Source organism: Microbacterium sp. SCN 69-37, assembly GCF_001724435.1.
Classification (GTDB): domain Bacteria; phylum Actinomycetota; class Actinomycetes; order Actinomycetales; family Microbacteriaceae; genus Microbacterium; species Microbacterium laevaniformans.
Genome location: NZ_MEEL01000022.1, coordinates 46,414 through 69,555 on the forward strand (window position 1 = coordinate 46,414; position 23,142 = coordinate 69,555).

22 protein-coding genes and 1 pseudogene are annotated in these 23,142 nt (G+C 67.3%); 17 read left to right on the top strand and 6 right to left on the bottom strand.

Annotated elements, in window-relative coordinates:
• Positions 1 to 153: 153 nt before the first annotated feature.
• The 7 genes and pseudogenes from ABS64_RS05285 to ABS64_RS14655 form a co-directional block, all read left to right on the top strand.
• On the top strand, positions 154 to 624 hold the full coding sequence (locus ABS64_RS05285) for a hypothetical protein (RefSeq protein WP_292681600.1): 471 nt from the start codon (positions 154 to 156) through the stop codon (positions 622 to 624).
• A gap of 57 nt (positions 625 to 681) precedes the next feature.
• Positions 682 to 1,146, top strand: a complete 465-nt coding sequence (locus tag ABS64_RS05290; RefSeq protein ID WP_292681603.1) for a hypothetical protein — start codon at positions 682 to 684, stop codon at positions 1,144 to 1,146.
• On the top strand, positions 1,143 to 2,162 hold the full coding sequence (locus ABS64_RS05295; RefSeq protein WP_125131941.1) for a DUF6545 domain-containing protein: 1,020 nt from the start codon (positions 1,143 to 1,145) through the stop codon (positions 2,160 to 2,162). The genes ABS64_RS05290 and ABS64_RS05295 overlap by 4 nt, the downstream gene beginning before the upstream one ends.
• Before the next feature lie 133 nt (positions 2,163 to 2,295).
• Positions 2,296 to 3,282, top strand: coding sequence for an IS481 family transposase (locus ABS64_RS05300; RefSeq protein WP_292681605.1), 987 nt, complete (start codon positions 2,296 to 2,298; stop codon positions 3,280 to 3,282).
• Positions 3,283 to 3,383: 101 nt separating this feature from the next.
• Entirely contained in the window at positions 3,384 to 4,400 is a 1,017-nt protein-coding gene (locus ABS64_RS05305) for an alpha/beta fold hydrolase (protein WP_288118634.1), read from the top strand.
• A gap of 330 nt (positions 4,401 to 4,730) precedes the next feature.
• On the top strand, positions 4,731 to 5,999 hold the full coding sequence (locus tag ABS64_RS14650) for a DEAD/DEAH box helicase (RefSeq protein WP_363331267.1): 1,269 nt from the start codon (positions 4,731 to 4,733) through the stop codon (positions 5,997 to 5,999).
• Positions 5,941 to 6,204, top strand: a pseudogene (locus ABS64_RS14655) (C-terminal helicase domain-containing protein); the annotation flags it as partial. The gene ABS64_RS14650 and the pseudogene ABS64_RS14655, both read left to right, overlap by 59 nt.
• Before the next feature lie 635 nt (positions 6,205 to 6,839).
• Here ABS64_RS14655 and ABS64_RS14660 read toward each other — a convergent pair.
• From ABS64_RS14660 to soxR, 5 genes are all read right to left on the bottom strand, one after another.
• Positions 6,840 to 7,307 (bottom strand): DUF3817 domain-containing protein, encoded by a 468-nt coding sequence (locus ABS64_RS14660; RefSeq protein ID WP_363331268.1) that lies wholly within the window; start codon positions 7,305 to 7,307, stop codon positions 6,840 to 6,842.
• Positions 7,304 to 8,818 carry a DHA2 family efflux MFS transporter permease subunit gene (locus ABS64_RS05320; protein ID WP_292681612.1) on the bottom strand — a complete coding sequence of 505 codons (1,515 nt, stop codon included), beginning with the start codon at positions 8,816 to 8,818 and terminating at the stop codon, positions 7,304 to 7,306. The genes ABS64_RS14660 and ABS64_RS05320 overlap by 4 nt, the downstream gene beginning before the upstream one ends.
• The gene (locus tag ABS64_RS05325) at positions 8,815 to 9,390 is read right to left on the bottom strand and encodes a flavin reductase family protein (protein ID WP_125131938.1); all 576 of its coding nucleotides are present in this window, start codon (positions 9,388 to 9,390) and stop codon (positions 8,815 to 8,817) included. The genes ABS64_RS05320 and ABS64_RS05325 overlap by 4 nt, the downstream gene beginning before the upstream one ends.
• Before the next feature lie 106 nt (positions 9,391 to 9,496).
• A complete protein-coding gene (locus ABS64_RS05330) occupies positions 9,497 to 10,096 on the bottom strand; it encodes a superoxide dismutase (RefSeq protein WP_125131937.1) in 600 nt (199 codons plus the stop codon).
• An 89-nt stretch (positions 10,097 to 10,185) separates the two neighbouring features.
• Positions 10,186 to 10,650: a redox-sensitive transcriptional activator SoxR gene (gene soxR, locus ABS64_RS05335; protein ID WP_125131936.1), complete on the bottom strand. Its 465-nt coding sequence runs from the start codon at positions 10,648 to 10,650 to the stop codon at positions 10,186 to 10,188.
• Between the two features lie 85 nt (positions 10,651 to 10,735).
• Between soxR and fdxA the strand changes: the two genes are divergently transcribed.
• The 9 genes from fdxA (at position 10,736) to ABS64_RS05380 (ending at position 19,703) form a co-directional block, all read left to right on the top strand.
• Positions 10,736 to 11,056: a ferredoxin gene (gene fdxA, locus ABS64_RS05340; RefSeq protein WP_125131935.1), complete on the top strand. Its 321-nt coding sequence runs from the start codon at positions 10,736 to 10,738 to the stop codon at positions 11,054 to 11,056.
• Between the two features lie 25 nt (positions 11,057 to 11,081).
• On the top strand, positions 11,082 to 11,984 hold the full coding sequence (locus ABS64_RS05345) for an LLM class flavin-dependent oxidoreductase (protein ID WP_125131934.1): 903 nt from the start codon (positions 11,082 to 11,084) through the stop codon (positions 11,982 to 11,984).
• A gap of 62 nt (positions 11,985 to 12,046) precedes the next feature.
• Positions 12,047 to 12,763, top strand: coding sequence for an SDR family oxidoreductase (locus tag ABS64_RS05350; RefSeq protein WP_164515469.1), 717 nt, complete (start codon positions 12,047 to 12,049; stop codon positions 12,761 to 12,763).
• Between the two features lie 392 nt (positions 12,764 to 13,155).
• A complete protein-coding gene (locus ABS64_RS05355) occupies positions 13,156 to 14,067 on the top strand; it encodes an alpha/beta hydrolase (protein WP_125131932.1) in 912 nt (303 codons plus the stop codon).
• A 43-nt stretch (positions 14,068 to 14,110) separates the two neighbouring features.
• Entirely contained in the window at positions 14,111 to 15,724 is a 1,614-nt protein-coding gene (locus ABS64_RS05360) for an NAD(P)/FAD-dependent oxidoreductase (protein ID WP_292681624.1), read from the top strand.
• Positions 15,725 to 15,784: 60 nt separating this feature from the next.
• On the top strand, positions 15,785 to 16,228 hold the full coding sequence (locus ABS64_RS05365; protein ID WP_292681626.1) for a hotdog domain-containing protein: 444 nt from the start codon (positions 15,785 to 15,787) through the stop codon (positions 16,226 to 16,228).
• A gap of 67 nt (positions 16,229 to 16,295) precedes the next feature.
• A complete protein-coding gene (locus tag ABS64_RS05370) occupies positions 16,296 to 18,020 on the top strand; it encodes a helix-turn-helix domain-containing protein (protein WP_125131929.1) in 1,725 nt (574 codons plus the stop codon).
• Between the two features lie 85 nt (positions 18,021 to 18,105).
• Positions 18,106 to 18,858: an enoyl-CoA hydratase/isomerase family protein gene (locus tag ABS64_RS05375; protein ID WP_125133389.1), complete on the top strand. Its 753-nt coding sequence runs from the start codon at positions 18,106 to 18,108 to the stop codon at positions 18,856 to 18,858.
• Positions 18,855 to 19,703: a 3-hydroxyacyl-CoA dehydrogenase family protein gene (locus ABS64_RS05380; protein WP_125131928.1), complete on the top strand. Its 849-nt coding sequence runs from the start codon at positions 18,855 to 18,857 to the stop codon at positions 19,701 to 19,703. The genes ABS64_RS05375 and ABS64_RS05380 overlap by 4 nt, the downstream gene beginning before the upstream one ends.
• Positions 19,704 to 19,876: 173 nt before the next feature.
• On the opposite strand, the gene ABS64_RS05385 is transcribed toward ABS64_RS05380, so the two are convergent.
• Positions 19,877 to 20,935, bottom strand: a complete 1,059-nt coding sequence (locus ABS64_RS05385) for an alcohol dehydrogenase (RefSeq protein WP_125131927.1) — start codon at positions 20,933 to 20,935, stop codon at positions 19,877 to 19,879.
• A gap of 310 nt (positions 20,936 to 21,245) precedes the next feature.
• Between ABS64_RS05385 and ABS64_RS05390 the strand changes: the two genes are divergently transcribed.
• Positions 21,246 to 22,988: a helix-turn-helix domain-containing protein gene (locus tag ABS64_RS05390; protein WP_125131926.1), complete on the top strand. Its 1,743-nt coding sequence runs from the start codon at positions 21,246 to 21,248 to the stop codon at positions 22,986 to 22,988.
• Positions 22,989 to 23,142: the final 154 nt, after the last annotated feature.

Consider the following 23,142-nt stretch of genomic DNA (forward strand, 5'->3'; position numbering starts at 1 on the left):
CTCCCGCTCGTCGGGAAACCCCGTTGAGCATGCTCAAAACTCTCCCGAGACTCCGTTCTAACACCGCACGTTGAGCATGCGCAACGGTTGATTTGTGCATGCTCAACGGGTAGATTGAGCATGCACAACTACCCTTGGGCCTGGGCTACGTCGATGCCTTCGCCCTCCCGAAGGGAAGGGGGGTCAGCGACGATGACTGAAGACGAAAGTCAGGCTGCGGCTGACGACCTCGCCAAACGCCTGCGACTTCTGATGGATGTCGCTGTCGCCGAGTCCGGCTCCGAACCGACCTACTCGCAGATCGCGGAGTATCTGAGACAGCGTGGCATCAGCCTGTCTCGATCACGATGGACGTACATGGTCAACGGCCACCGATACGTTCAGGACACTGCAGTCTTCGAGGGACTCGCGGACTTCTTCGACGTTGATGCTGCCTTTCTTGCGGGGGAGAGCGGCGTGGCAACCCCGGAGAAGGTCTCCGCCCAGCTCGACCTCGTGCGCGCGATGCGTGCAGCGAAGGTGAAGTCCTACGCTGCACGCACACTCGGCGATATCTCGCCGAAGGCGCTCCAAGCCATCGGCAAGTTCCTGGACGAGGAAATGATGCGAACACCCGAGCACTGACGGGTGTCGCGCACCACGGAGCCGAGGCCAGTAGTGCTCGGCCGAGAGGGGGTAAACGTGAACACCGAAGAAACCGTAACGGCCGCCGTCTCCGATCTGCGGCTCGGCAGCAGATTCACGCTTGCGCACCTTCTCCAGGCCATACAGGAACGGCGCCATCGTAAGCTCCGCGTCGTCGAGCTCGCCGACCTCGACACCCGCGACGGCATCTGTGCGCTCTGGCTGGTCACCGACACCGAGGACTTCGTGCTCCACGCACGCAGCGACTCTGCACTGCACCGCCAGCAGTTCGTCCTTCACGAGTTGGCCCACATGATCCTCGGTCACACGGAGGGCGACGATTGCACAGCCGGGGACGTCTTGCTGCCCAACATCCCTCCTCACACGCGCGGACGCCTGCTCAAGCGACAGGACATCGACAGTGAGACGGAGATCGCCGCCGAGTCGCTCGCAGATCGGCTGGCCGCGGGCATCCGAGGATCGGTGTTCGCCGAGTCCCGCTATTCGGAGATTTTCGGGTGATCCAGGCGCTCGTCGCGACGCTCATGTGGGCGCTCGTGGCGAGCCTGCTCATCTTCCGCCGCAAACGGGCGGATCGAAGCATCACCTACGCTTCCTTCACGATTGCCGTCGCAATGACCCTGAACGTCGACGCCATCTACCTCGCCACCGATCCGCTTCTTGGCGGGACGAATGTCACGACCCTCGTTTCGGATGGGCTGCTGATGACCGGGATCTTCTTTCTCGGTCGAGGCGTCATGAAGGCCGACGAGTACCGCCCCAGGCTCGTGCGGGTCGCCGTGGGCATCCCCGTGCTCCTCACCTCGCTTCTTGCGATCACCACGACGTTCGTGTTTATCGACCGAGGCACAACCACGACTCGGTTCATGATCGACCTCGGCGCGCAACCCGCAGCAGCGGCCTACTCGATCATCAACTTCAGCTACTTCTTCCTCGTAATCACGACGATGATGATCCTCGCCGCGCGGCAGTATCTGCGCAGCTCCGGCATCCAGCGTCTCCCCGCGGCTCTGCTGAGCCTGGGATCGGCGTTCGGCGGCGCGCTGTGCCTGGCCGTGCTCATCATGGACGTCGCACACGTCACAGGACATCTCGATCTCATGCGCGCCGTCCAACCCGCCTACGAACCGCTCTCTCTACTCGCGTTCCTTTTCCTATGCGCGGGCTTCGCCGCGCAGCCTGCCGTCCGCCGCGCACAGCACGACATGCGCCGGAAGCACACCGTCGGCCTCGCGACACAGTTGGAGCCTCTCTGGAAGCGGGCGTCCCTCGTGCGGCCTGGGCTGAGCCAAGCAGACCCGCTCGCTGCGAGGGCGGATGACTTGGAGAGCCGTCTACACCGAGAGATCGTTGAGATCCGCGACGCGATGATCGACCCGCGCGTCACCTTCGACATCAGCGCAGCAGAGCGCGCCCTACTGAATCGCGCCGAGAGCCACCTCCTCGGACTCGACACGAGGGCGACACGGACCACCGCTTCGCCAGGAAGCCGGGTCGACCAGGGGGGCAGTTCGTGATGCGACGGGTCGCGCTAGGTGTGATGTCCAGGGACGTTGTTGCGTGAATCGCGGTTGAGCTGCTGGTAGGCGAAGGCCTCCCGTTGTGAAGTGGAGCTGTCTAGTTCACCGCTTCACGCAACAGGAGGCCTTCGTGTCCCACGCTAATGCTGCTCTGACTCCGCGCGCCCGGTTGAGGCTGGCGCGGCTGATCGTTGATGACCACTGGCCGGTGATCGTCGCGGCGAAGATGTTCCTCGTCTCGCCCGTCACGGCCCGCAAATGGGCTGCCCGGTATCGTTTCGAAGGCCCGACCGGGATGGCAGATCGGTCAAGCCGTCCACGATTCATGCCGAACAAGACACCGCCGGGAGTGGTCCAACAGATCGTGAGGATCCGTTGGCGGCGGCGACTTGGCCCGGTGCAGATCGCCGGAGAGCTCGGGATTCCGGCATCGACTGTTCATGCGGTGCTCGTCCGATGCCGCATCAACCGGCTCTCGCGGGTCGACCGGGTCACGGGTGAGCCTATTCGCCGCTACGAACACGACTATCCCGGGTCGATGATCCACGTCGACGTGACCAAGTTCGGGAACATCCCTGATGGCGGCGGCTGGCGCTACGTCGGCCAGCTTCAAGGCGACCGCAATCGCGCGAACACCGCCGACCGGGGCGGGAGCCGACGCAAACCACTGTTGGGGACCGCGTTCCTGCATACCGTGATCGATGATCATTCCCGGGTCGCGTACGTCGAGATCTGCGCTGACGAGAAGGCCGTGACAGCGATCGGGGTGCTGCAACGCGCAGTCGCGTGGTTCGCCGATCGTGGAGTCACCGTCGAGCGGGTGCTCTCCGACAACGGATCCGCCTACAAATCGCACGCCTGGCGAGACGCGTGCGCCGAGCTCGGCATCCGACCGAAGAAGACTCGCCCCTACCGCCCACAGACGAACGGGAAGATCGAGCGCTTCCACCGCACTCTCGCCGACGGGTGGGCCTACGCACGCTTCTACGGATCGGAAACCGAGCGACGCAGCGAACTACCCCGCTGGATCCACTTCTACAATCACCACAGGCACCACTCCGCAATCGGAGCCCCGCCCATCAGCAGACGCAACAACCTCCCTGGACATCACAGCTAGGTGCCGGACTCGTTGCGGCAGGCGCGTTGGGTGTCGGATGGGCGATCGCGCGGCGGCTGACGGCCCCCAGCACGCGAAGATACGATCTGATCGTCCGCGAAGTGGAATACGACGGCGACGCCTGTCTCATTGTGCTCGACCGAACTCCCCAGACCGCAGCCGAAGGCGCTTACAACCTCTGGTTCGAGAACGGAGGCTGGGCGCAACTCTCCGAGGAAGTGCTCGACCGTGGACCGACTCTGATCGCACGACGGGTGACGAGCACGGCATCGGGGCTCACTCTCAGGGCTGGCGATCACGTCTCCTGGAGCGGCATCTACTACGCGACACCGCACGACGCCAGCCTTCATGCACACGACATCACCATCGACACCCGCGCGGGGCCTGCCCCAGCCTGGCGCATCGACGGCGACGGTGCCAGGTCAACGTGGGCGATCCACCTTCATGGCCTCGGCAGCGTCCGGGCCGGAACCCTTCGCGGCGTGCTCGCCGCGACCGAGCGCGGCCACACCTCGCTCGTCATCAGCTACCGAGCCGACGGCGAAGGCCCGAAAGTCGGCAACGGTCGCTCAACACTCGGCTTCACTGAGGTCGACGACGCCGCGGCCGCTGTCGAGTACGCGATGCGGCACGGAGCCCGACAGGTCGTGCTGTTCGGATGGTCGATGGGCGCGGCCATCGCGCTCCAGCTCGCTCACCACCCGTCATATCGACGCAGCATCGCCGGTCTCGTGCTCGACTCGCCTGTGCTCGACTGGACCGAAGTCATCAAGGCGAACTGCACCCGCAGCGGACTCCCCTCAGCCGCGGGGAGCCTCGCGATCCCGTGGCTGACGCTCCGCCCGCTGGCCCGGATGGTCGGCCTGCCCGAGCGCATCCCGCTCCGATCCTTCGACTGGACGGTTCGTGCCGAGGAACTCACCGCGCCCACGCTCATCCTTCACGGCACCCACGACGACTCCGTGCCGATACAGCTCTCACAAGCACTCCGAGATTCTCGGCCTGACCTTGTTTCGCTGGAAGTCTTCGAGGCCGGTCATACGCTCTCTTGGAACTCTGACCACGACCGATGGCAGAGCGCGGTGAACGCCTGGCTCACTGCGCACGTCCCGTCTTGAACGTCGGCACTCGTCGGTAGTCTCGAAGTCGAGTTTCGAGTCGGAAGGGTCGCCGTGCGGCTAGAGGACATCGCCGCGACTGCGCGGCTAGCAGGCATCGTGCCGGGGCGCGCCGTCACGGTGCTGGCGGCGCAGATGCACGGCGCGAACGCGGTCGAGGTGACCTACCAGGACGACAACGGGGCGCTCGGGCAGGTCGTGCTCTTCCGTGAGGACGAGGCGAAGATCGCGCCGCACCTGGAGTCCGGCCGTCCCTTCGATGCCGATCCGCGCAATTTCCGGCTGGCTGCTGAGGCGCAGCGCATCATGCTCGCGGGGCTGCATGATCCGATGCTGGCGGTGGCGACGAGCGACGTGCAGCCGTTGCCGCATCAGATCCGCGCGGTGTACGGGGAGCTGCTGCCGCGCACGCCGCTGCGGTTCCTGCTGGCGGACGACCCCGGCGCGGGCAAGACGATCATGGCCGGGCTCTATATCAAGGAACTGATCCTCCGGGACGACGTGCGCACCTGTCTTGTGGTGGCCCCCGGCGGGCTGGTGGAGCAGTGGCAGGACGAGCTGGCGCTGAAGTTCGGCTTGGAGTTCGAGATTCTCGCGCCCGGCGCGGAGGACACCGCACCGGGAAAGAGCGTGTTCGAGCAGAAGCGGCTGCTCATCGCGCGAATGGATCAGCTCGCCCGGAATGAAGTGCTGCTGGAACAGATCGAGCAGGCCGAGTTCGACCTCGTGGTCGTGGACGAGGCGCACCGGATGAGCGCGTCCTGGTTCAGTGGCGAGCTGAAGGCGTCGAAGCGGTTCCAGCTCGGCGAGCTGCTGAGCGAGCGCGCCCGGCACTTCCTGCTGATGACGGCGACGCCGCACAACGGCAAGGAGGAGGACTTCCAGACCTTCCTCTCGCTGCTCGACCGCGAATCGCTTTGCCGGTCCCGGCGACCGGCATGCGCAGACCGGCACCGCCGACGGGCTGATGAGGCGCATGTTGAAGGAGAAGCTGGTCACCTTCGAGGGGCGTCCGCTGTTCCCCGAGCGGATCGCCGAGACCGCCTCCTACCGGCTGTCGCCCGACGAGCAGTACCTCTACGAAGAGGTCACCGAGTACGTCCGCAACGGGATGAACCTCGCCGACCGGCTGGAGGGCAAGCGGAAGAACACGGTCGGCTTCGCGCTCACGGTCCTCCAGCGGCGTCTCGCGTCCAGCCCGGAGGCGATCTTCCAGTCGCTGCGCCGCCGCACCGACCGGCTGGAGCGCACCCGCGCCGACCTGCTCGACGGCATCCTCGACGCCCCGCCGCGCGAAGCCCCCGCCTCGCTGCTCGGCGACGACCCCGACAGCGGCGACTTCGACACCGACGAACTCGACGCGGCCGAGCTGGAGGAGGCCGAGGAGGAACTTGTCGACGCGGCGACCGCAGCGCGCACCGCGGCCGAGCTGGAGACCGAGATCGCGGACCTGCGCCGATTGACCGAGCACGCCCGCAGGCTGCTGGACTCGCAGCAGGACGTGAAGTGGCGCGAGTTGCGCGGTGTGATCGAGAGCCAGGTGCTCACGACGCCGGACGGCAAGCCGCGCAAGCTCATCGTCTTCACCGAGCACCGTGACACCCTGATCTACCTGGAGCGGCGCATCACGCAGCTCCTGGGCAGGCGCGAGGCCGTGGTCGCGATTCACGGTGGTGTTCCCCGTTACGAGCGACGCCGCATCACGGCCGAGTTCACCTCGAACCCCGAGGTGCAGATCCTCATCGCCACCGACGCCGCGGGGGAGGGCCTGAACCTCCAGGCCGCGCATCTGATGGTGAACTACGACCTGCCGTGGAACCCGAACCGCATCGAGCAGCGATTCGGTCGCATCCACCGCATCGGCCAGACCGAGGTGTGCCGACTGTGGAACCTCGTCGCCGAGGACACCCGCGAGGGCGAGGTGTTCATCCGCCTGCTCGACAAGATCGAAGAGCAGCGCGCCGCCTACGACGGCGAGATCTTCAACGTGCTCGGCACCTCCCTCGGCGACCTGTCGCTGACCCGCGTGCTGCGCGACGCGATCCGCTACGGCGAGCAGCCCGACGTGAAGGCGAAGATGTGGGCGGTCATCGACGAGGGCGTCTCCGCCGGGCTCCAGGAACTGCTCGACGACGAAGCCCTCGCCAGCGAAGCCCTCGCGCCCACCGACCTGGAGGAGCTGCGCCGCCAAATGGAGGACGCCAAGGCCAAGCGCCTCCAGCCGCACTTCATCCGCGACGCCTTCCTCGAAGCCTTCGACCGCGCGAGCGGACGCATCGAGCGGCGCGAGAAGGGCCGCTACGAGATCACCCACGTCCCCGCGAGCATCCGCGAACGCGCCGGGCGCGCACCCGTCGCCCGCCGCTACGAGCGCATCACCTTCGACGCCGCCACCATCGACGTTCAGGGCACGCCCCGCGCCGAACTGCTCGCGCCCGGTCACCCGCTGCATGACGCGGCGCTGCAGCTCGTGATCGACCAGTATGGGCCGGTGCTCGACCGTGGCACCGTGCTGACCTCCGACGCGGTGACCGAGCCCACGCTCCTCGCCGGGGAACGGCCTGCAACGGTGACGGTCCACGCACGACCGGACTTTCCCAGGCGGCGCGTGCGCTCCATCCAGATGTCGAACGGCACAGTGAGGAACGGCAGCACCGACATCACCAGTCCCAGCAGCGTCACCCACCACGCCCAGCGGAATCGGATGGCGGCGGCGAGGCACGCGATCACGAACGCGATCCAGGCGATGCCGTGCACCCACCCGGCGACGGTCACACCGTGCGGCGATCCCTGCAGCGGGTACTTGACCACAAGCGCGGTGAGCAGGGCGAGCCAACTGAACGCCTCGACGATCGCCGTCGTGCGGAACGCGACGCGGACGGAGCCGTCGAACCGACCCGGAGTCACGCGGTCGATCCGCGCACTTCGGCGCCCTCAGGGACTTCCCGGTCGGCGGGCTTGCGGATGAAGAACGACAGGACGACGGGCGCGAGTGAGATGATCGCGGCGATGAGGAACGCGGCCTGCGTCCCGGACGCGCCGGCGTCGGCAGGGTCGAGTCCCTGCTGTTCACCGGTGTGCAGGAGGCTGGAGTAGGCGGCGATGAGGATCGCCACGCCCGCGGCTCCTGCGACTTGCTGCAGGGTGTTGAGCACGGCGGACCCGTGAGAGTAGAGCCTGCGCTCCAGCGACCCGAGGGACGCAGAGAACAGGGGTGTGAACGACATCGCCATCCCGACCGACATCGCCGTCTGCATCGCGATCAGCTGCCAGACCGGGGTGTGCGCACCGACCAACGAGTACAGGAACAGCACCGCGGAGATGATGATCGTTCCCGGGGCGAGCAGTGTCTTCGGGCCCTTCGCGTCGTAGATGCGTCCCATCAGCGGGGCGAGGAGCCCCATGAGGATTGACCCGGGGAGCAGGATGAGTCCGGCGACGAGGGCGTCGAGTCCGGCGACGTTCTGGAGGTAGAGCGGCAGCAGTGTGAGTGTGCCGAACATCGCCAAGGCGATGACGGACATGATGATGATCGCGATCGTGAAGTTTCGCGAGCGGAAGACGCGCAGATCCAGTAGGGCGTTGTCCTTGCGTTGCAGAACGAGCTGACGCCAGACGAACAGGGCGAGCGTCACGACGCCGATCGACAGGGTGAACGCGCCAAGCGTGGCAGGCGTGATGCCGGAGGGTGCGGCGTCTGGCGTGCCTTCGCCTCTGCCGAGCTGGGTCAGTCCGAAGACGATGCCGCCGAAGGCCAGCGCCGACAGGATGATGGAGAGGATGTCAATGGGCGCCTTGGTGGTCTCGCCCAGGTTGGTCATCCAGCGCATCCCGATGAGGAGGGAGATCAGCGCGATCGGCAGGACGATGGCGAACAGCCAGCGCCAACTGAGGAGGTCGAGCACAGCGCCGGACAGGGTCGGTCCGATGGCGGGTGCCAGGGAGATGACGAGGCTGACGCGACCCATCATCCTTCCTCGCGAATGCGGCGGCACGACCTTCATGACGGTGGTCATCAGCAGCGGCATCATGATGCCGGTGCCGAGCGCCTGGATGACGCGGCCGACGAGCAGGATGACGAAGCCGGGCGCGATCAGGCACACGAGGGTTCCGAGGGAGAACGCTGTCATCGCGGCCAGGAAGACCTGCCTCGTGGTGAAGCGTTGCAGAAGGAATCCGGTGGTCGGGATGACGACCGCCATGGTGAGCATGAAGCCGCTGGTCATCCACTGGCCGAGCTCGGGCGGCACGTGCAGATCCTCGTTGAGGTGCGGAATCGCGATGCCCATCGTCGTCTCGTTGAGGATCGCGACGAAGGCGGCGACGAGCAGCAGCCAGATGACCCGCATGCTGCGCGGGTCGATGACGTCGGGTGTGACGGGTGTGGCGGGTGTGGGGGTGGTGTGGGTGGATGTCATGAGAGCTCCGTAGTGAGAGAGGTGACCGGGCGGCGGCGGGACGGGATAGCTGCTTCGCCGTTCGGCAGTTCGGCGACCGTGTGGAAGTCCCGGTTCCAGCGCAGCAGCGGCAGATCGGCCTGGTGGGAGCTGCCGCGAAGGACACTGCCCACGAGGAGCAATTGATCGTGCAGTGGCATCGTGGCGTGCGTGGTGCACCACAGGGTCACGAGCGCGTCGGGCAGCCAGAGCGGACCTTCGGGGGAGACCTCCGCACCGGCGGCGCCGAGGGCGTCGAGCCGCTCGGCGCGCGTCGTGCGGGCGGTGAGCAGGCGCACGAGCGGGAGGTGGTGCACGGAGAGCACCGAGACGGCCCACGGGGCACCGGCCGTGATGAGGGGGAGGGCATCGCGATCCTGGCCGACGGACAGAGCGATCGTGAACGGGTTCACGGAGCTCGTGAGGACGGAGGCTGCGATGAAGAAGCGGTCCTGGTCGCCCGGGACGTCTCGGACGGCGACGAGAGTGACCCCGCTGCCGTACAGCGCGAAGCTGTCGTAGAGGGGCGGGATGTGCTCGGGGCGGGAAGACATGGGTGCGGCTCGATTCGGGTGGGGAAAGCAGAGCATCGCCGTCCCGCCTGTGGGCGGACGGCGACCGTGCCGGGTGCGGGCCTGTGTGGCCGGATGATGAGGGTGCTCAGGCGGTGACGGCGGCGAGGCGCTGCGCGACGTCTTGCCAGTTGGCGATGTTCCAGAACGCCGTGACGTAGTCGGCGCGGACGTTCTTGTAGTCCAGGTAGTAGGCGTGTTCCCAGACGTCGAGCTGGAGCAGGGGGGTGACGCCGAGGGGCGCGTTGCCTTGCTGGTCGAACAGCTGGAACACGACCGGCTTCGCTCCGAGCGCGTCCCACGCGAGCACGGCCCAGCCTGAGCCCTGCACGCCGAGCGCGGTCGCGGTGAAGTGGGCTTTGAACGCGTCGAAGGAGCCGAAATGGTCGGCGATCGCGGCGGCGAGCTCGCCTTCGGGCTCGCCGCCGCCGTCGGGAGAGAGGTTCTGCCAGAACACACTGTGGTTCAGATGCCCGCCGAGGTTGAAGGCGAGGTCCTTCTCGAGCTTGTTGACATTCGCGAAGCTTCCCGCGGCACGGGCTTCCTCGAGCTGATCCAGCGCCGCGTTCGCCCCGGTGACGTATGCCTGGTGATGCTTGTCGTGATGCAGCTCCATGATCGTCGCGGAGATGTGCGGTTCGAGGGCCGAGTAGTCATAGGGCAGCTCGGGCAGCGTGTACGTGCTCATCCGGGGTCCTTTCGGGGCGTATGCCTTCACGCTAGAACCTCAAGCGGACTTGAGGTCAAACGCGGCCTGCGCGACGGCGCCATCGGCCCTCAGTCGCCCGGAAGGTCCTCCAGCCGCCTCGGCCCCGCCCCGGTTGCTGCGAGGGCGTCGCCGGGGTTGAGGAGCGCGCAGGCCTTCATCGAGAGGCATCCGCAGCCGATGCACCCGGTGAGTTCGTGCTCCAGCCTTTCGATGCTGCGGCGACGCTCTTCGAGCTGCCGCTTCCATGCGCGGGAGGAGCGCTGCCAGTCCTCGTGGCTCGGTGTGCGGTCGAGCGGGACCGACGAGAACGCCTCCTGCACGTCGGTGAGCGGGATGCCCAGGCGCTTGGCGACGGAGATCAGCGACACGCGGCGCAGCATGTGCCGGGGATAGCGGCGCTGGTTGCCGAAGGTGCGTTCCGAGGCGATCAAGCCCAGCTCCTCGTAGTACCGGAGGGCCGAGACGGCGACCCCGGTGCGGCGGCTCATCTCGCCGATCGTCAGCAGCTCGTCCGGTTCCGGGGCGGGTGGCATGGTGCCTCCTCATCGATTTGACCTCAAGTTCACTTGAGATTTTAGCGTTGCCGTAGTGCCATCGTCGTTGAGAGAGGGGGTGCCCGTGACCTATGTGATCGCCCTGCCGTGCGTGGATGTGAAGGACCGCACTTGCATTGCCGAGTGCCCGGTCGACTGCATCTACGAGGGTGAGCGCATGCTCTACATCAACCCCGACGAGTGCGTGGACTGCGGGGCGTGCGAGCCGGTGTGCCCGGTCGAGGCGATCTTCTACGAGGACGACCTGCCCGACGAATGGCAGGACTATTACGCGGCGAACGTCGAGTTCTTCCACGAGATCGGTGTACCCGGCGGCGCCGCGCGCACCGGTGTTCTCCCCTTCGACCACCCGCTCGTCGCAGCCCTGCCTCCGCAGGGCGATTAGGTGTCGCCGATTCGACGGGAGAACCATGGACTACGACCACGACCTCATCTTCGGGTCTTTCATCACCCCGGCCGCCTCGGCGCTGCCCCAACTGGAGCACGCCGCTCGCGAGGCCGATCGGGTGGGCTTGGACCTCGTGACGCTCCAGGACCATCCGTACAACTCCGGATTCCTCGACACCGTCACTCTCATCGGGCATCTCGCAGCGCGAACGGAGCACGTCCGATTCGCCGGCAACGTGCTGAACCTTCCACTGCGTCCCCCCGCGATGCTCGCCAAGCAGATCGCGACGATCGACCGGCTCAGCGGCGGGAGGGTCGAGCTCGGCCTGGGCGCCGGTGCGTTCTGGGACGCGATCGAGGCGTACGGCGCACCCCGGCTCACCCCCGGTCAGGCCGTCGACGCCCTCCGCGAGGCGATCCCGATCATCCGGGCGCTCTGGGGCCAGCACGGGACGGGGAGCGTTCGCTTCGACGGCACGCACTATCGCGTCGCGGGTGCCCGGCCGGGCCCGGCCCCGGCGCACCAGGTCTCGATCTGGGTCGGCGCGTTCAAACCCCGCATGCTCGAGCTCGTCGGCGGCCTCGCCGACGGGTGGCTGCTCAGCCTCGGCAGGATGACCGCTCCCGAGATCGACGATGCCCATCGCCGCATCGATGACGCGGCGCAGGCCGCAGGCCGCGATCCACGAGAGGTGCGAAGGCTCGCCAACGTCGTCGGCCAGCTCCAGGCGACCCCGACACGCGGACTGCTGCACGGCCCGGCCGAGCAGTGGATCGATCAGCTCGTCACGCTCGCGCTCGGCTTCGGATTCTCGGGATTCGTCGTCGCCGGCGATGACACCAGCCAGTACGACGCCATCGCGAACGACGTGATCCCCGCAGTCCGTGAGGCCGTCGCCCGCGAACGGCGAGCACGGTCCGCGTAACCGGCACCCTGCTGCCCCGGGGGTTGCGCTGCAGCCTCCCAGCCCCTTCGAACGGAGAAATCGTGACGACATCGCTCGAGAACGCTGCAGTCGTGATCATCGGCGGTAGCTCGGGAATCGGGCTCGCCACCGCCAAGATCGCCCACGACGCCGGCGCGCAGGTCACCATCGCCGGGCGGAGTCCGGACCGCCTGACCGCTGCCCGGGACGAGATCGGCGGTGACATCCGCACCGTCGCCCTCGACATCGCCGATGAGGACGCGGTGCGCGCGCTGTTCGACTCGTTGGAGTCGGTGGATCACGTCGTCAACCTCGCGGGGACCTTCGCCTTCGGTGCTCTGCTCACCACGGACATCGCCGCGCTGCGCAGCCCCGTGGACACCCGGTTCTGGGGGCCGGTCTACGTGTGCAAATACGCCGCGCCGCGGATGACGACCGGATCGCTGACGTTCTGCACCGGCACCGGGGTCGATCGTCCGCGCCCCGGCGGAGCGGTCTTCAGCGCCGCCGCCGGCGGCTCCGAAGTGTTCAGCCGTGCCATGGCGCTCGAGCTCGCCCCCATCCGCGTCAATGTCGTGCGTCCAGGAACCATCGACACGCCCCTGTTCGCCAGATCCAACGAAGACCGGGAGCGGGCGATCGCCGAGCGATCGGCGAGGATTCCGCTGCGCCGCATCGGCCGAGCGGAAGAGATCGCTCACGCCATCCACTTCCTCATGACCAACGAATACGTCACCGGCGTGACCCTTCCCGTCGACGGCGGCGCCAGCCTCACCTGAACCGCCCCACGGAACCACGACGCCCAGGCCGAGATCATCGCGACCGAGATCATGGGGCGCTGACCTCGGGACGCTGACGCGTCCGCCCTCGCACGGAACGGCGTTGTAAACGTGTCCGCCATACCGTTGCGGCAAATGACCCGGTGGATCGCGAGGATCGCCGGCCCCGAGGAGGGGAATGGCGGCCCTGCCGCCCGCCGCTGACCACTCACTTCAGCGCGGCATCCTGCGGTCGCACCGTGTCTCGCGCTCCCAGGCGTGAGGCCACGACGCACTGTTCCATATCGGCACACGGCGTTCCTCGGATCGTCGCCGAAGGTAGGTGGTGACCCTACTCGGCTCGCCTCACCGTTCGGGCGATGCCGGGCGCATCACAACGAAGGAGTTCTCCGATGCCCTCGTCCGCCACCCCCACCGCTGTCATCCCGAGCGCGCTGCGTGACCTGTACCTGGACTGGTCCGGGCTCATGACCAGTCACGAGCTGGACATGCGCCTATTCCGCAGCATCTTCGACGAGTGGCACCAGCCGACTGTCGAACCGGAAGACGTCACGTATAAAGAGGAGGTCGTGGGCGGCGTGCCCGGCATCTGGGCGTTCCCGGCCGGCGCCGACCGGTCCAAGGTTCTCCTCTTCACTCACGGCGGCGGGTTCGCGGTCGGGTCCGCGGCCAGCCACCGCAAACTCGCTGCCCACGTCGCGAAGGCCGCGGGCGTCACGGCGTTCGTGCTGGACTACCGCCGCGCGCCGGAGCACCCGCACCCGGCCCAGGTCGAAGACGGGGTCGCCGCCTTCGAGGGTCTGCGGGAGCGGGGGATCCGCCCGGAGGACATTACCACCATCGGCGACTCCGCGGGCGGCAACCTCGCCATCGCCATCCCGCTGGCGCTGAAGGAGAGGGGCCTGCCGCAGCCGGGGCACGTCATCGCGTTCTCCCCGTGGCTGGACATGGAGAACAGCGGCGCGACGCTGGTCACCAACGACGACACCGACGCGCTGATCACCGTCCCGTTGCTGGAGGGCATGATCGCCGGCGTGCTGGGAGAGTCCACGAGTCCCTCGGCGCCGCTCGCGAATCCGCTGTATGCCGACTTCACGGGGTTCCCCCCGCTGTATCTCAACGCCGGTTCGGTCGAGTCCCTCGTCGACAACGCCACCCGCGTCGCGGAGCGGGCATCGGCAGCCGGTGTCGATGTCACCGTGAACATCGCCGAGGGGCAGCAGCACGTCTACCCGTTCCTGGCCGGACGTGACTCCGAGGTGGATGCGGAGCTGAAGGCCATCGGCGAGTGGCTCCGCCGCTGACACCGCGCACACCGACCACCATCCAACGAAGGAGTTGTATCCCATGACATCCACACACGCCACGGACTTCGACGCGATCGTCGTCGGCGCCGGGTTCGGCGGCATCTACCAGCTGTACACGCTGCGCGAAAAGCTCGGCCTGCGGGTACGTGGCTTCGAGAAGGGCGCCGGCATCGGCGGCACGTGGTACTGGAACCGGTACCCGGGCGCGATGTCCGACACGGAAAGCCCCTTCTACCGTTACTCGTTCGACGACGAGTTCCTGCAGGAGTGGGACTGGCAGCGCAAGTACATCGACCAGCCCGACATCCTCCGCTACCTCGAGACCGTCGTCGACCGGTACGACCTGCGCAAGGACTTCCAGCTCAACACCGAGGTCACCTCCCTCGTCTTCGACGAGGCGACGAACACCTGGACAGCCGGCACGTCCACCGGCGAGACCTTCACCGCCCGCTACGTGGTGACGGCGCTGGGGCTGCTCGCAGCCACCAACATTCCCGACATCCCCGGCATCGGCTCCTTCGAGGGCCGCCTCGTGCACACTGCCGAATGGCCGGACGACCTGTCCATCGAGGGCAAGCGGGTCGGCGTGATCGGGACCGGCTCGACCGGAACCCAGTTCATCGTCGCCGCCGCGCCGCAGGTGGCCCAACTGACCGTGTTCCAGCGCTCCGCGCAGTACAACGTCCCCTCCGGCAACGGACCAGTCGGCCCGGGTGAGGTGGAGGACTACAAGGCCCGCTTCCCGGAGATCTGGGACCAGGTGCGCAACTCCGGCGTCGCGTTCGGGTTCGAGGAATCCACTGTCGCGGCCGCCGATGTCGACGAAGCCGAGCGCGAGCGGGTGTTCCAGGCGGCCTGGGACCGCGGCAACGGCTTCTACTTCATGTTCGGCACGTTCAACGACATCGCCGTCGATCCCGAGGCGAACGAGGCGGCTGCGGCGTTCATCCGCCGCAAGATCGCCGAGACCGTCAAAGACCCCGAGACGGCGCGACTGCTCACCCCGACGCAGCCGTACGCGAAGCGTCCACTGTGCAACCACGAGTACTACGAGGTGTACAACCGTGACAACGTGAAGCTGGTCTCGATCAAGGAGAACCCGATCATCGAGATCACCCCGCGAGGCGTCAAGACCGCCGACGGGGTGGAACACGAATTGGACGTGCTGGTGCTGGCTACCGGGTTCGACGCGGTCGACGGCAACTACCGCCGCATCGACATCCGCGGCCGGGACGGGATCAGCGTCGACGAGCACTGGGCGGATGCGCCCGCCAGCTTCCTCGGCATCATGACCGCCGGGTTCCCCAACATGTTCATGATCCTCGGGCCCAACGGCCCCTTCACGAATCTGGTGCCCAGCATCGAGGCGCAGGTCGAGTTCATCACCACGCTCGTCTCCGAGGCCGAACAGGCCGACGGCCTGATCGAGGCGACGCAGCAGGGCGAGGACTCCTGGACCGAAACCTGCACCACGATCGCCAACTACACCCTGTTCCCCAAGACGGACTCCTGGATCTTCGGAGCCAACATCCCCGGCAAGAAGCACGCCGTCATGTTCTACCTCGGCGGGCTGGGCGCCTACCGTGGCATCCTGTCCGAGATCCAGGCGAAGGACTTCGAAGGGTTCGCCATCGGGCAGCCCGTCGCGGTCTGAGCGGCTGAAATCGTGGGCCGGGCACGAGTCCCGGCCCACGATTGTGCTTGTGAGTACTCCATGTCAGACGACATCACCTTCCGATCACGCCGATGGGTCCGCCCCGAGGACCTGAACGCACACGGCACTCTGTTCGGCGGCAGCCTGCTGCGCTGGATCGACGAAGAAGCGGCGATCTATGCCATCATCCAGCTCGGCAACCCGCGCGCGGTCACCAAGTACATCTCGGAGATCGACTTCGTCAGTTCCGCGCAGCAGGGCGACCTCATCGAGATGGGGTTGCGTGCCATCGCATTCGGTCGCACCTCGCTCACCATGCGCGCCGAGGTGCGGAACATGATCACCCGCGACCGCATCCTCGCGATCGAGAAGATCGTCTTCGTCGGCCTCGACGACCACGGTCACCCCGTCCCACACGGCTACACCGACATTACCTACGAACGAGACCGCCTTCCCCATCACCGCGTACCGATGCGTCAAGCGCATCAATCTACCGCAGACTAGGTATTGGCGAGTCCCAATAGTGGGCGGATACTGGAGACACCACTTGCAGTGACGCGAGGTTCCGGTCATGTCCATCGACACCTACTCGGCCGCGAGCGTGCGGCGGGCCCGTGAGCAGCTTCTCGAGGCCGGCGTCGGCGCCGACGGCTTGGCGCCGCGCACGCTGGACGTCCCACCCGAGATCGAGCGCAGCTGGCGCCGCTCGTTCACCGCACCCGGCGGGTACGATCCGACCGCGACACCCGCTTACCACCCCTTCTCCGGGCATGCGGGGCGCCTCCGGGACACCGCGCAGGTCGTGCTCGCGCGGTGGGCGGAATCGCTCACGGACATGCGCGTGGCGCTGCTGGTCAGCGACCGGTCTGGGCGTGTGATCGCTCGCAACGTCGGTGACCCCAGTCACGCACGCCGCCTCGATAAGGTCTCCGCCGCCGAAGGCTTCGACTTCTCGGAGTCAGCGCTGGGCACCAACGGACTTGGCACGGCGATGGAGGAGAAGTCGGCGGTGTTCGTGCGCGGAGCGGAGCACGTCAACGACCGGCTGCAGGCTCTGGCCTGCGCCGGTGCCCCGATCTACGACCCGCTCTCGCACCGCGTCGTCGGTTCCGTCGCCCTCGCCGCCCCGGCTGCCGCATCGCACCCGACCATGCTGGCTATCGCGAAACAGGCCGCCCTGGACGTGCGGGGTGCGCTGCTGAACACCGTCCCGCCGGAGTTGCAGGCGCTGCTGGCACGATTCGCGGACGGCACCGCCCGGCATCCTGTGCTGGCCGTCGGCCGAGGGGGTGTTCTCGCATCGACGGGTGCGCTGCCCCTGCTCTCGGAGGAACGATACGTGACGCTGTGGGACGAGCTGCAGGCGCACAACTGGCAGGACGATGTCACGTCCGTCATGCTCGCGGGCCAGCTGAGCACCGCCCGCCGCATCAGCGCCCGCGGCGGTGAACGCGTATACCTCGTCGAACTGCCAGGGGATCACGCAGCACCGGCCGGGCGCGCTGAGCAGACCGGGCTTTCCAGCCTTACCGCGCACCTGGAAGCGCTCGGACGACGCACCGGCATTGTCGGGATTCATGGCCCTCGTGACAGTGGCAAGACCCTTCTCGCCCAGATATGGCTGCGCGATCGCGACCGACGCGACCCGATCCTCCTCGAGGCCCTCGCGCTGCGTGGCACCGGGGCGATCCGGTCGGCGGCCCAGGCGCTGAGCAGCGGGATGTCGGTGATCATCCGCGGCGCCGAAATGCTGAGTGGCAGCGACATGTTGTCCTTGCAGCAGCTGATCTCTGCGGCAGATCCCATCCGTTCCGCCCGATTGGTGTTCTGCGTCTGCGACGCCGTTCCAGGGACCGCGGTCGGTGATCTGCTCGGCCGCGAGGTTCCCCGCGTCGATCTGCCCCCGCTACACGATGACCCAGACCGCGTGGTCGGCCTGGCGCGACGACTGGCCGAAGAGCACTCGGCGAGTCTGAGTCCAGCGCTCGTTCAAGCACTGGCCCGGTGGGACTGGCCCGGGGGTGTCCCGGAGTTGCGGGGGCTGATCTCGACGCTGGCGGCGCATCACGCTGCCGGTTCGATGCTCGACGCGGACCTTCTGCCCGCGGAGATGCGCACCCGTGCCCGCCAGCTGCGAGGACTTGCCGCATCCGAGTACCGCGCGATAGACACCGCCCTTCGGGAAGCCGGCGGCAACCGGTCCAAGGCCGCAGAGATCCTCGGGATCGGGCGCACCACGCTATACCGGAAGCTGCGGATGTACGGGTTCGACGCGCAGAGCACCTTGACGCCGTAACGACGCAGATTGATATCACTGACGCATGGGACGCGGGCTCATCGGGTATTGGACGTGTATTGATCCGCGATGGGAGCCTGGAGCAGTGACCACCCTGATACTCCACGAGAGTGCGGATCGACTGCGCGTCGAGCTGCACCGCCCCGAGGTGCGCAACGCCATCAACGAAGAGATGGTCGACGAGCTTCACACGGTCTGTGCGCGTCTGGAACGGGAACCCCGCATTCTGATCCTCACCGGATCCGCAACCCCCGAGCGGGGCGTCTTCGCCGCCGGGGCCGACATCAGGCAGCTTCTCGAACGCGGACGCGACGAGGCGCTGACGGGGATCAATTCCGGGCTGTTCGCCCGCATCGCGCGCCTGCCGATGCCGGTGATCGCCGCGGTGGACGGCTTCGCGATCGGCGGGGGAGCCGAGCTCGCCTACGCGGCAGACATCCGCATCGCGTCGACCCGGGTCGTGTTCGGCAATCCGGAGACGGCCATCGGCATCCTCGCCGCGGCGGGGGCGACGTGGCGGCTCGCCGAACTGGTCGGTGAACCGCTGGCCAAGGAGATCCTCTTCACCGGCCGCCGGTTGAATGCCGAAGAGGCGCTACGGTGCGGCCTGGTCGCTGCCGTCCACGAACCCGAACAGCTGCTGGCGGCAGCCGATGCTCTCGCCGACCGCATCGCCGCGCAGGACCCGCTGGCCATCCGCATCACCAAGCGCGTGCTCGCCGCCCCGCGGGATGCGCACCCTCTTGTCGACGAGCTCGCGCAGGCCATCCTCTTCGAGTCAGAGGCGAAGACGCAGCTCATGACCCGATTCCTTGACCGCCCCCAGGAGACCCGATGAACACCGTTCCTCCCACGGTCGGCGTGATCGGCGGCGGCCGCATGGGCGCTGGCATCGCTCAGGTGTTCGCCCAGGCGGGCGCGCAGGTCACAGTGATCGAGCGTGACCAGGCGTCGGCGCAGTCGGCCCGCGCACGGCTGGCGGATGGGCTCCGGAAGGCCGCTGAGAGGGATGCCTCGGTGGACGCGGATGCCGTGACAGGATGGATCGACGTCAGTGTCGACTTCCAGGCGCTTCAGAATGCGGACCTCGTGGTCGAAGCCGTGCCCGAGGTCTTCCGTCTCAAGGTCGAAGCGCTGCAGACAGCGGAGCGGGTCGTGAGCGAGTCCGCATGGCTGGCCACGAACACGTCATCGCTGTCGGTGACGGGCCTCGGCGGGCAGCTTGCCCGTCCAGGACAACTGTGCGGGCTGCACTTCTTCAATCCCGTGCCCCCTTCGGCGCTTGTCGAGATCGTGCTGACGCCGTCGACAGACCCGGACCTTCGGCGGCAAGCCGGACAGTGGGTGACCGCGCTCGGAAAGACCCCGATCGTCGTCAACGATGCGCCCGGTTTCGCGAGCTCGCGACTGGGCGTGGCGATCGCGCTGGAGGCGATGCGCATGGTCGAGGAGGGCGTGGCGAGCGCAGAGGACATCGACAAGGCGATGGTCCTCGGATACCGGCACGCCGCTGGGCCACTGCGCACGTCAGACCTGGTGGGACTGGACGTTCGTCTGGGGATCGCGGAATACCTTCACGAGACCCTGGGCGAGCGATTCGCGCCCCCGCGGATCCTCCGCGACAAGGTCGCCGCAGGGGAACTGGGGCGCAAGACCGGACGCGGCTTCTTCGACTACGCGTAGGTGGGTGATCGATCCGGACGCATCCTGGGCGAACCGTGGGCCCGCCTCACGCGCCGTCCTCGGAGAGCTCGTCGTCAGAGTCGCAGCAACGTCGGGCCTGCTCGTCCCTCGCAAGAGGCGCAGCATGTGGTGCGGCATCACGAGGATCTCGCCGGGCGGTTGCCGGCGGCGGTTCAGGCGCTGAGGACGATACGGCCGGGCACGCCCCCAGCGGCGAGGCGGTCCAGCGACTCCTGAACCGACGAAGCTGTGAACTGACCGTCGATGATCGGGATGTGCGGGAGCGCACCGCGCCGTGCCAGCTCGACGAGTTCCTCGAGTTCTCCGAGGGAACCGACGAAGCTTCCCTGGATGGTGATGATCTTCAGGGTGAGCAGCGCGGTGGGAACCACGAGCTCGCCGCCGAACAACCCGACCTGCACCATCGTTCCTCCCTTGCGCAGCGCCGCGAACGCGGCCGGAGCGGTGGAAGAGTTGTTGACGAAGTCGACGATCGCCGCGACCGGGCCGCCTGCGCCGGAGACGAGGGCGGCGCCCAGATCGTCCTGGGCGGCCGAGATCGTGGTGGTCGCCCCGAGCTGTCGCGCCAGTTCCAGGTTTCGTTCCTGCACGTCCACGGCGATGACGGCTTCATGGCCGAGGGCGCGCAGTGTCGCGATCGCCATCAGCCCGACCCCGCCGACCCCGATGACCACGATAGGGTCGGATGCCGTGGCCGGAAGCGCCTTGCGCGCCGCGCTGTATGCGGTCAGGCCGGAGCAGGCGAGCGTGGCCGCCCACCGTTCGTCGAGTCCCGCGACGTCCAAGAGGTAGCGGGGGTGCGGGACAAGGATGTATTCGGCGTAGCCGCCATGACGGGCCACCCCCAGGTTGCGCGGGGACGGGCAGAGGTTCTCGTGACCGGCACGGCACGCGTCGCAGGTCCCATCGCCGATCCACGGGTAGACGAGGCGATGATCGCCAACAGTGACACCGTCCGCCTCATCACCGAATGCCTCGACCACGCCGACGACTTCGTGGCCGAGCACGAGCGGGTAGGTCACGCCCCGGTCGATCAGATTCAGACGTCCCCGGCTGCCGAGGTCGTAGTAGCCCTCACGCAGGTGCGTGTCGGTGTGGCACACCCCGGAGCGGACCACTCGCAGCAGCACCTCGGTGCCTGTGGGTGCCGGGGTGGGCAGCTCCACGTCGGTGACGGTGTGATCGTCTTGGAAGATCGCGAACGCGTGCATGGTTGTCCTCGTCGTTGATGTACGCCCAGTGGACTCCAGGCTTTCACCACGCGGTGATTCTCTCCAATACCAAATGACAGAGGGATTGATACTCATGGGGTCATGGAAGCAGACGTCACCTCGGGCCCCTGATCGTGGCCATCGTGGGCATGGTCGAGAGGGCGGTTGATGCGTGATTCGCAATAGTGGGGTCTTGGTCTGGTATCGCCACGGGCATGTTTCCGTCCTCCAGTCGGCGTAGAGTCAAGCATCCGGCAGAGGTGACGGAGGCAGCGAGGGCGCTGCGAAGGTGGGTCCCCTTGGGTGGGTTGTGACCGTGGATGCCAGTTCAGGTAGCGTGGCCCGGGCGCGCGAGCACTTCTTTGAGTCGTCCGGCCGCATCACTCTTGGTGTGCGCCAGGAGATCCAGATGTCTTGGTTGCGTTCCCGGGCGTGGGGGGTGGAGCCGAGCGCCGGCGGACGCTTCGTCGGGTTCGAGGGTTCGCGGTCCCGGCTCATGCGGGCAGCGGGACGCGTGTTGGATGCGGTCATGGAGGATCTCGGAGAGCTCGACGTCAGCGTGATCCTGGCGGATAGTGATGCTCGGGTCATCGATCGCCGGACCGGCGACAGGCGTTTGACGCGCCTGCTGGATCGGGTCGACATGGCGCCCGGGTTCGTGTTCTCCGAGGAGGTCTGCGGCACCAACGGGCTGGGCACGCCGATCGAGACTGGGCAGCTTGTGAAGGTCGGTGGTCACGAGCACTTCATCGATGGTTTCGTCGAGTTCAGCTGCATCGGGGCGCCAATCACGGACGGCGTCTCGAAGCGGGTCGTCGGTGTCATTGATGTGACCACGTCGGCGGATTCCGGTGGCGAGGCGGCCGGGGGGCTGCTGGCGCGGCAGCTTGCGAAGGCGATCGAGGCCGAACTGCGCCGCCAGCGCTTCCGCGGCGAGCACCGATTGCTCGATCACTATCTCGAGGAGACGTCTCGAACCCGAGGGGCGGTCGTGGCGATCGGCGAACGGCTCGTGATCTCAAACGCTGCCGCCGCCCAGCTGCTGTGGTCCTCGGATCTCAAACGTCTTCGCGACCGTGCGCTCTGGGCCACGTCTCAAGCGCGCTCGGCCGAAGCAGACGGCGCCGATGCGGGTATCACCAGCACGTCCTACGCCGATGTCGACGGCCACACCGTGGGCGCCGTCTTCAGGATGGCGGCGACCGAACGACACGTGGCCAGTCGTGTTCCTCACGGCACCGATCACGCCCTCCCGGCGAGCGATGTCGGGCTGGTAGGTGCGCATCAAGATTTCCTCGCCGCCTATCAGATGACGGCGACGGCATCGCCGCAGGTCGTGACAGCGCTGGTCGGTGAGCCTGGCAGCGGGAAGCATGCGCTCGCGCTGGCGGGAGCGCACGCGGCCGGAATGCAGGCGACAACCATCGACTGCGCCGTCGAGGAGGCGCGGCACCTGCAGGCGGAGCTGAAGAACCGAACCGACCTCTCGGAGGCCGTGATCTTCCGCCATGTCAATTCCCCCGGCGCCGCGTCCGCGCCGTCGTATGCCGCGGTGGTGCGTGATGCCGTGGAGTCGGGTAAGCGAGTGTTCCTGACCTTCGCCACCGAGCCGGGCTGGGGCCCCGGACTGCTCCCGGACGTGGACGTGGTCACCGTCCCCGTGCCGGCGCTGCGCGAGCGCGCAAGCGATATCCCGGTATTGGCCCGTCACCTCGCGGCCGGGCGTGACATCACCGACGCCGCCGTGCGCGTGCTGCAACGCGCCCTGTGGCCAGGGAATATCCGTGAACTCGAACAGATCGTCTCCGCCATGACACGAGACAACCCCGGTGACTCACCGCTGGACGTGGAGCATATCCCCGTGGGGTTGCGGCGCTTCATCCCGCACCGGCCGTTGACTCGCCTGGAGCGGGCGGAGCTCATGGCGATCTTGGATGCGCTCGCCGCGACCGGCTCGAAGAAGGCCGCTGCCCGTGACTTGGGGTTGTCCCGCTCCACGCTCTACCGGCGCCTGCTTCAGTACGGCGTCGATCTCGATGTCCGGCAGCTGTGAAGGTGCGGTACGGATCAAGGAAGGTGTGCGCTACGGACCGAGTTGACAGCCATAGGTCCGGGGGACTCGCCGCCGACAAGCAGTTGTCTGCGCGGGAAGGGGGTGGGGCGCGGGGAGCCCGCCCAAGTGCTCGCCCGCTGCGAGTGCGCGTCGG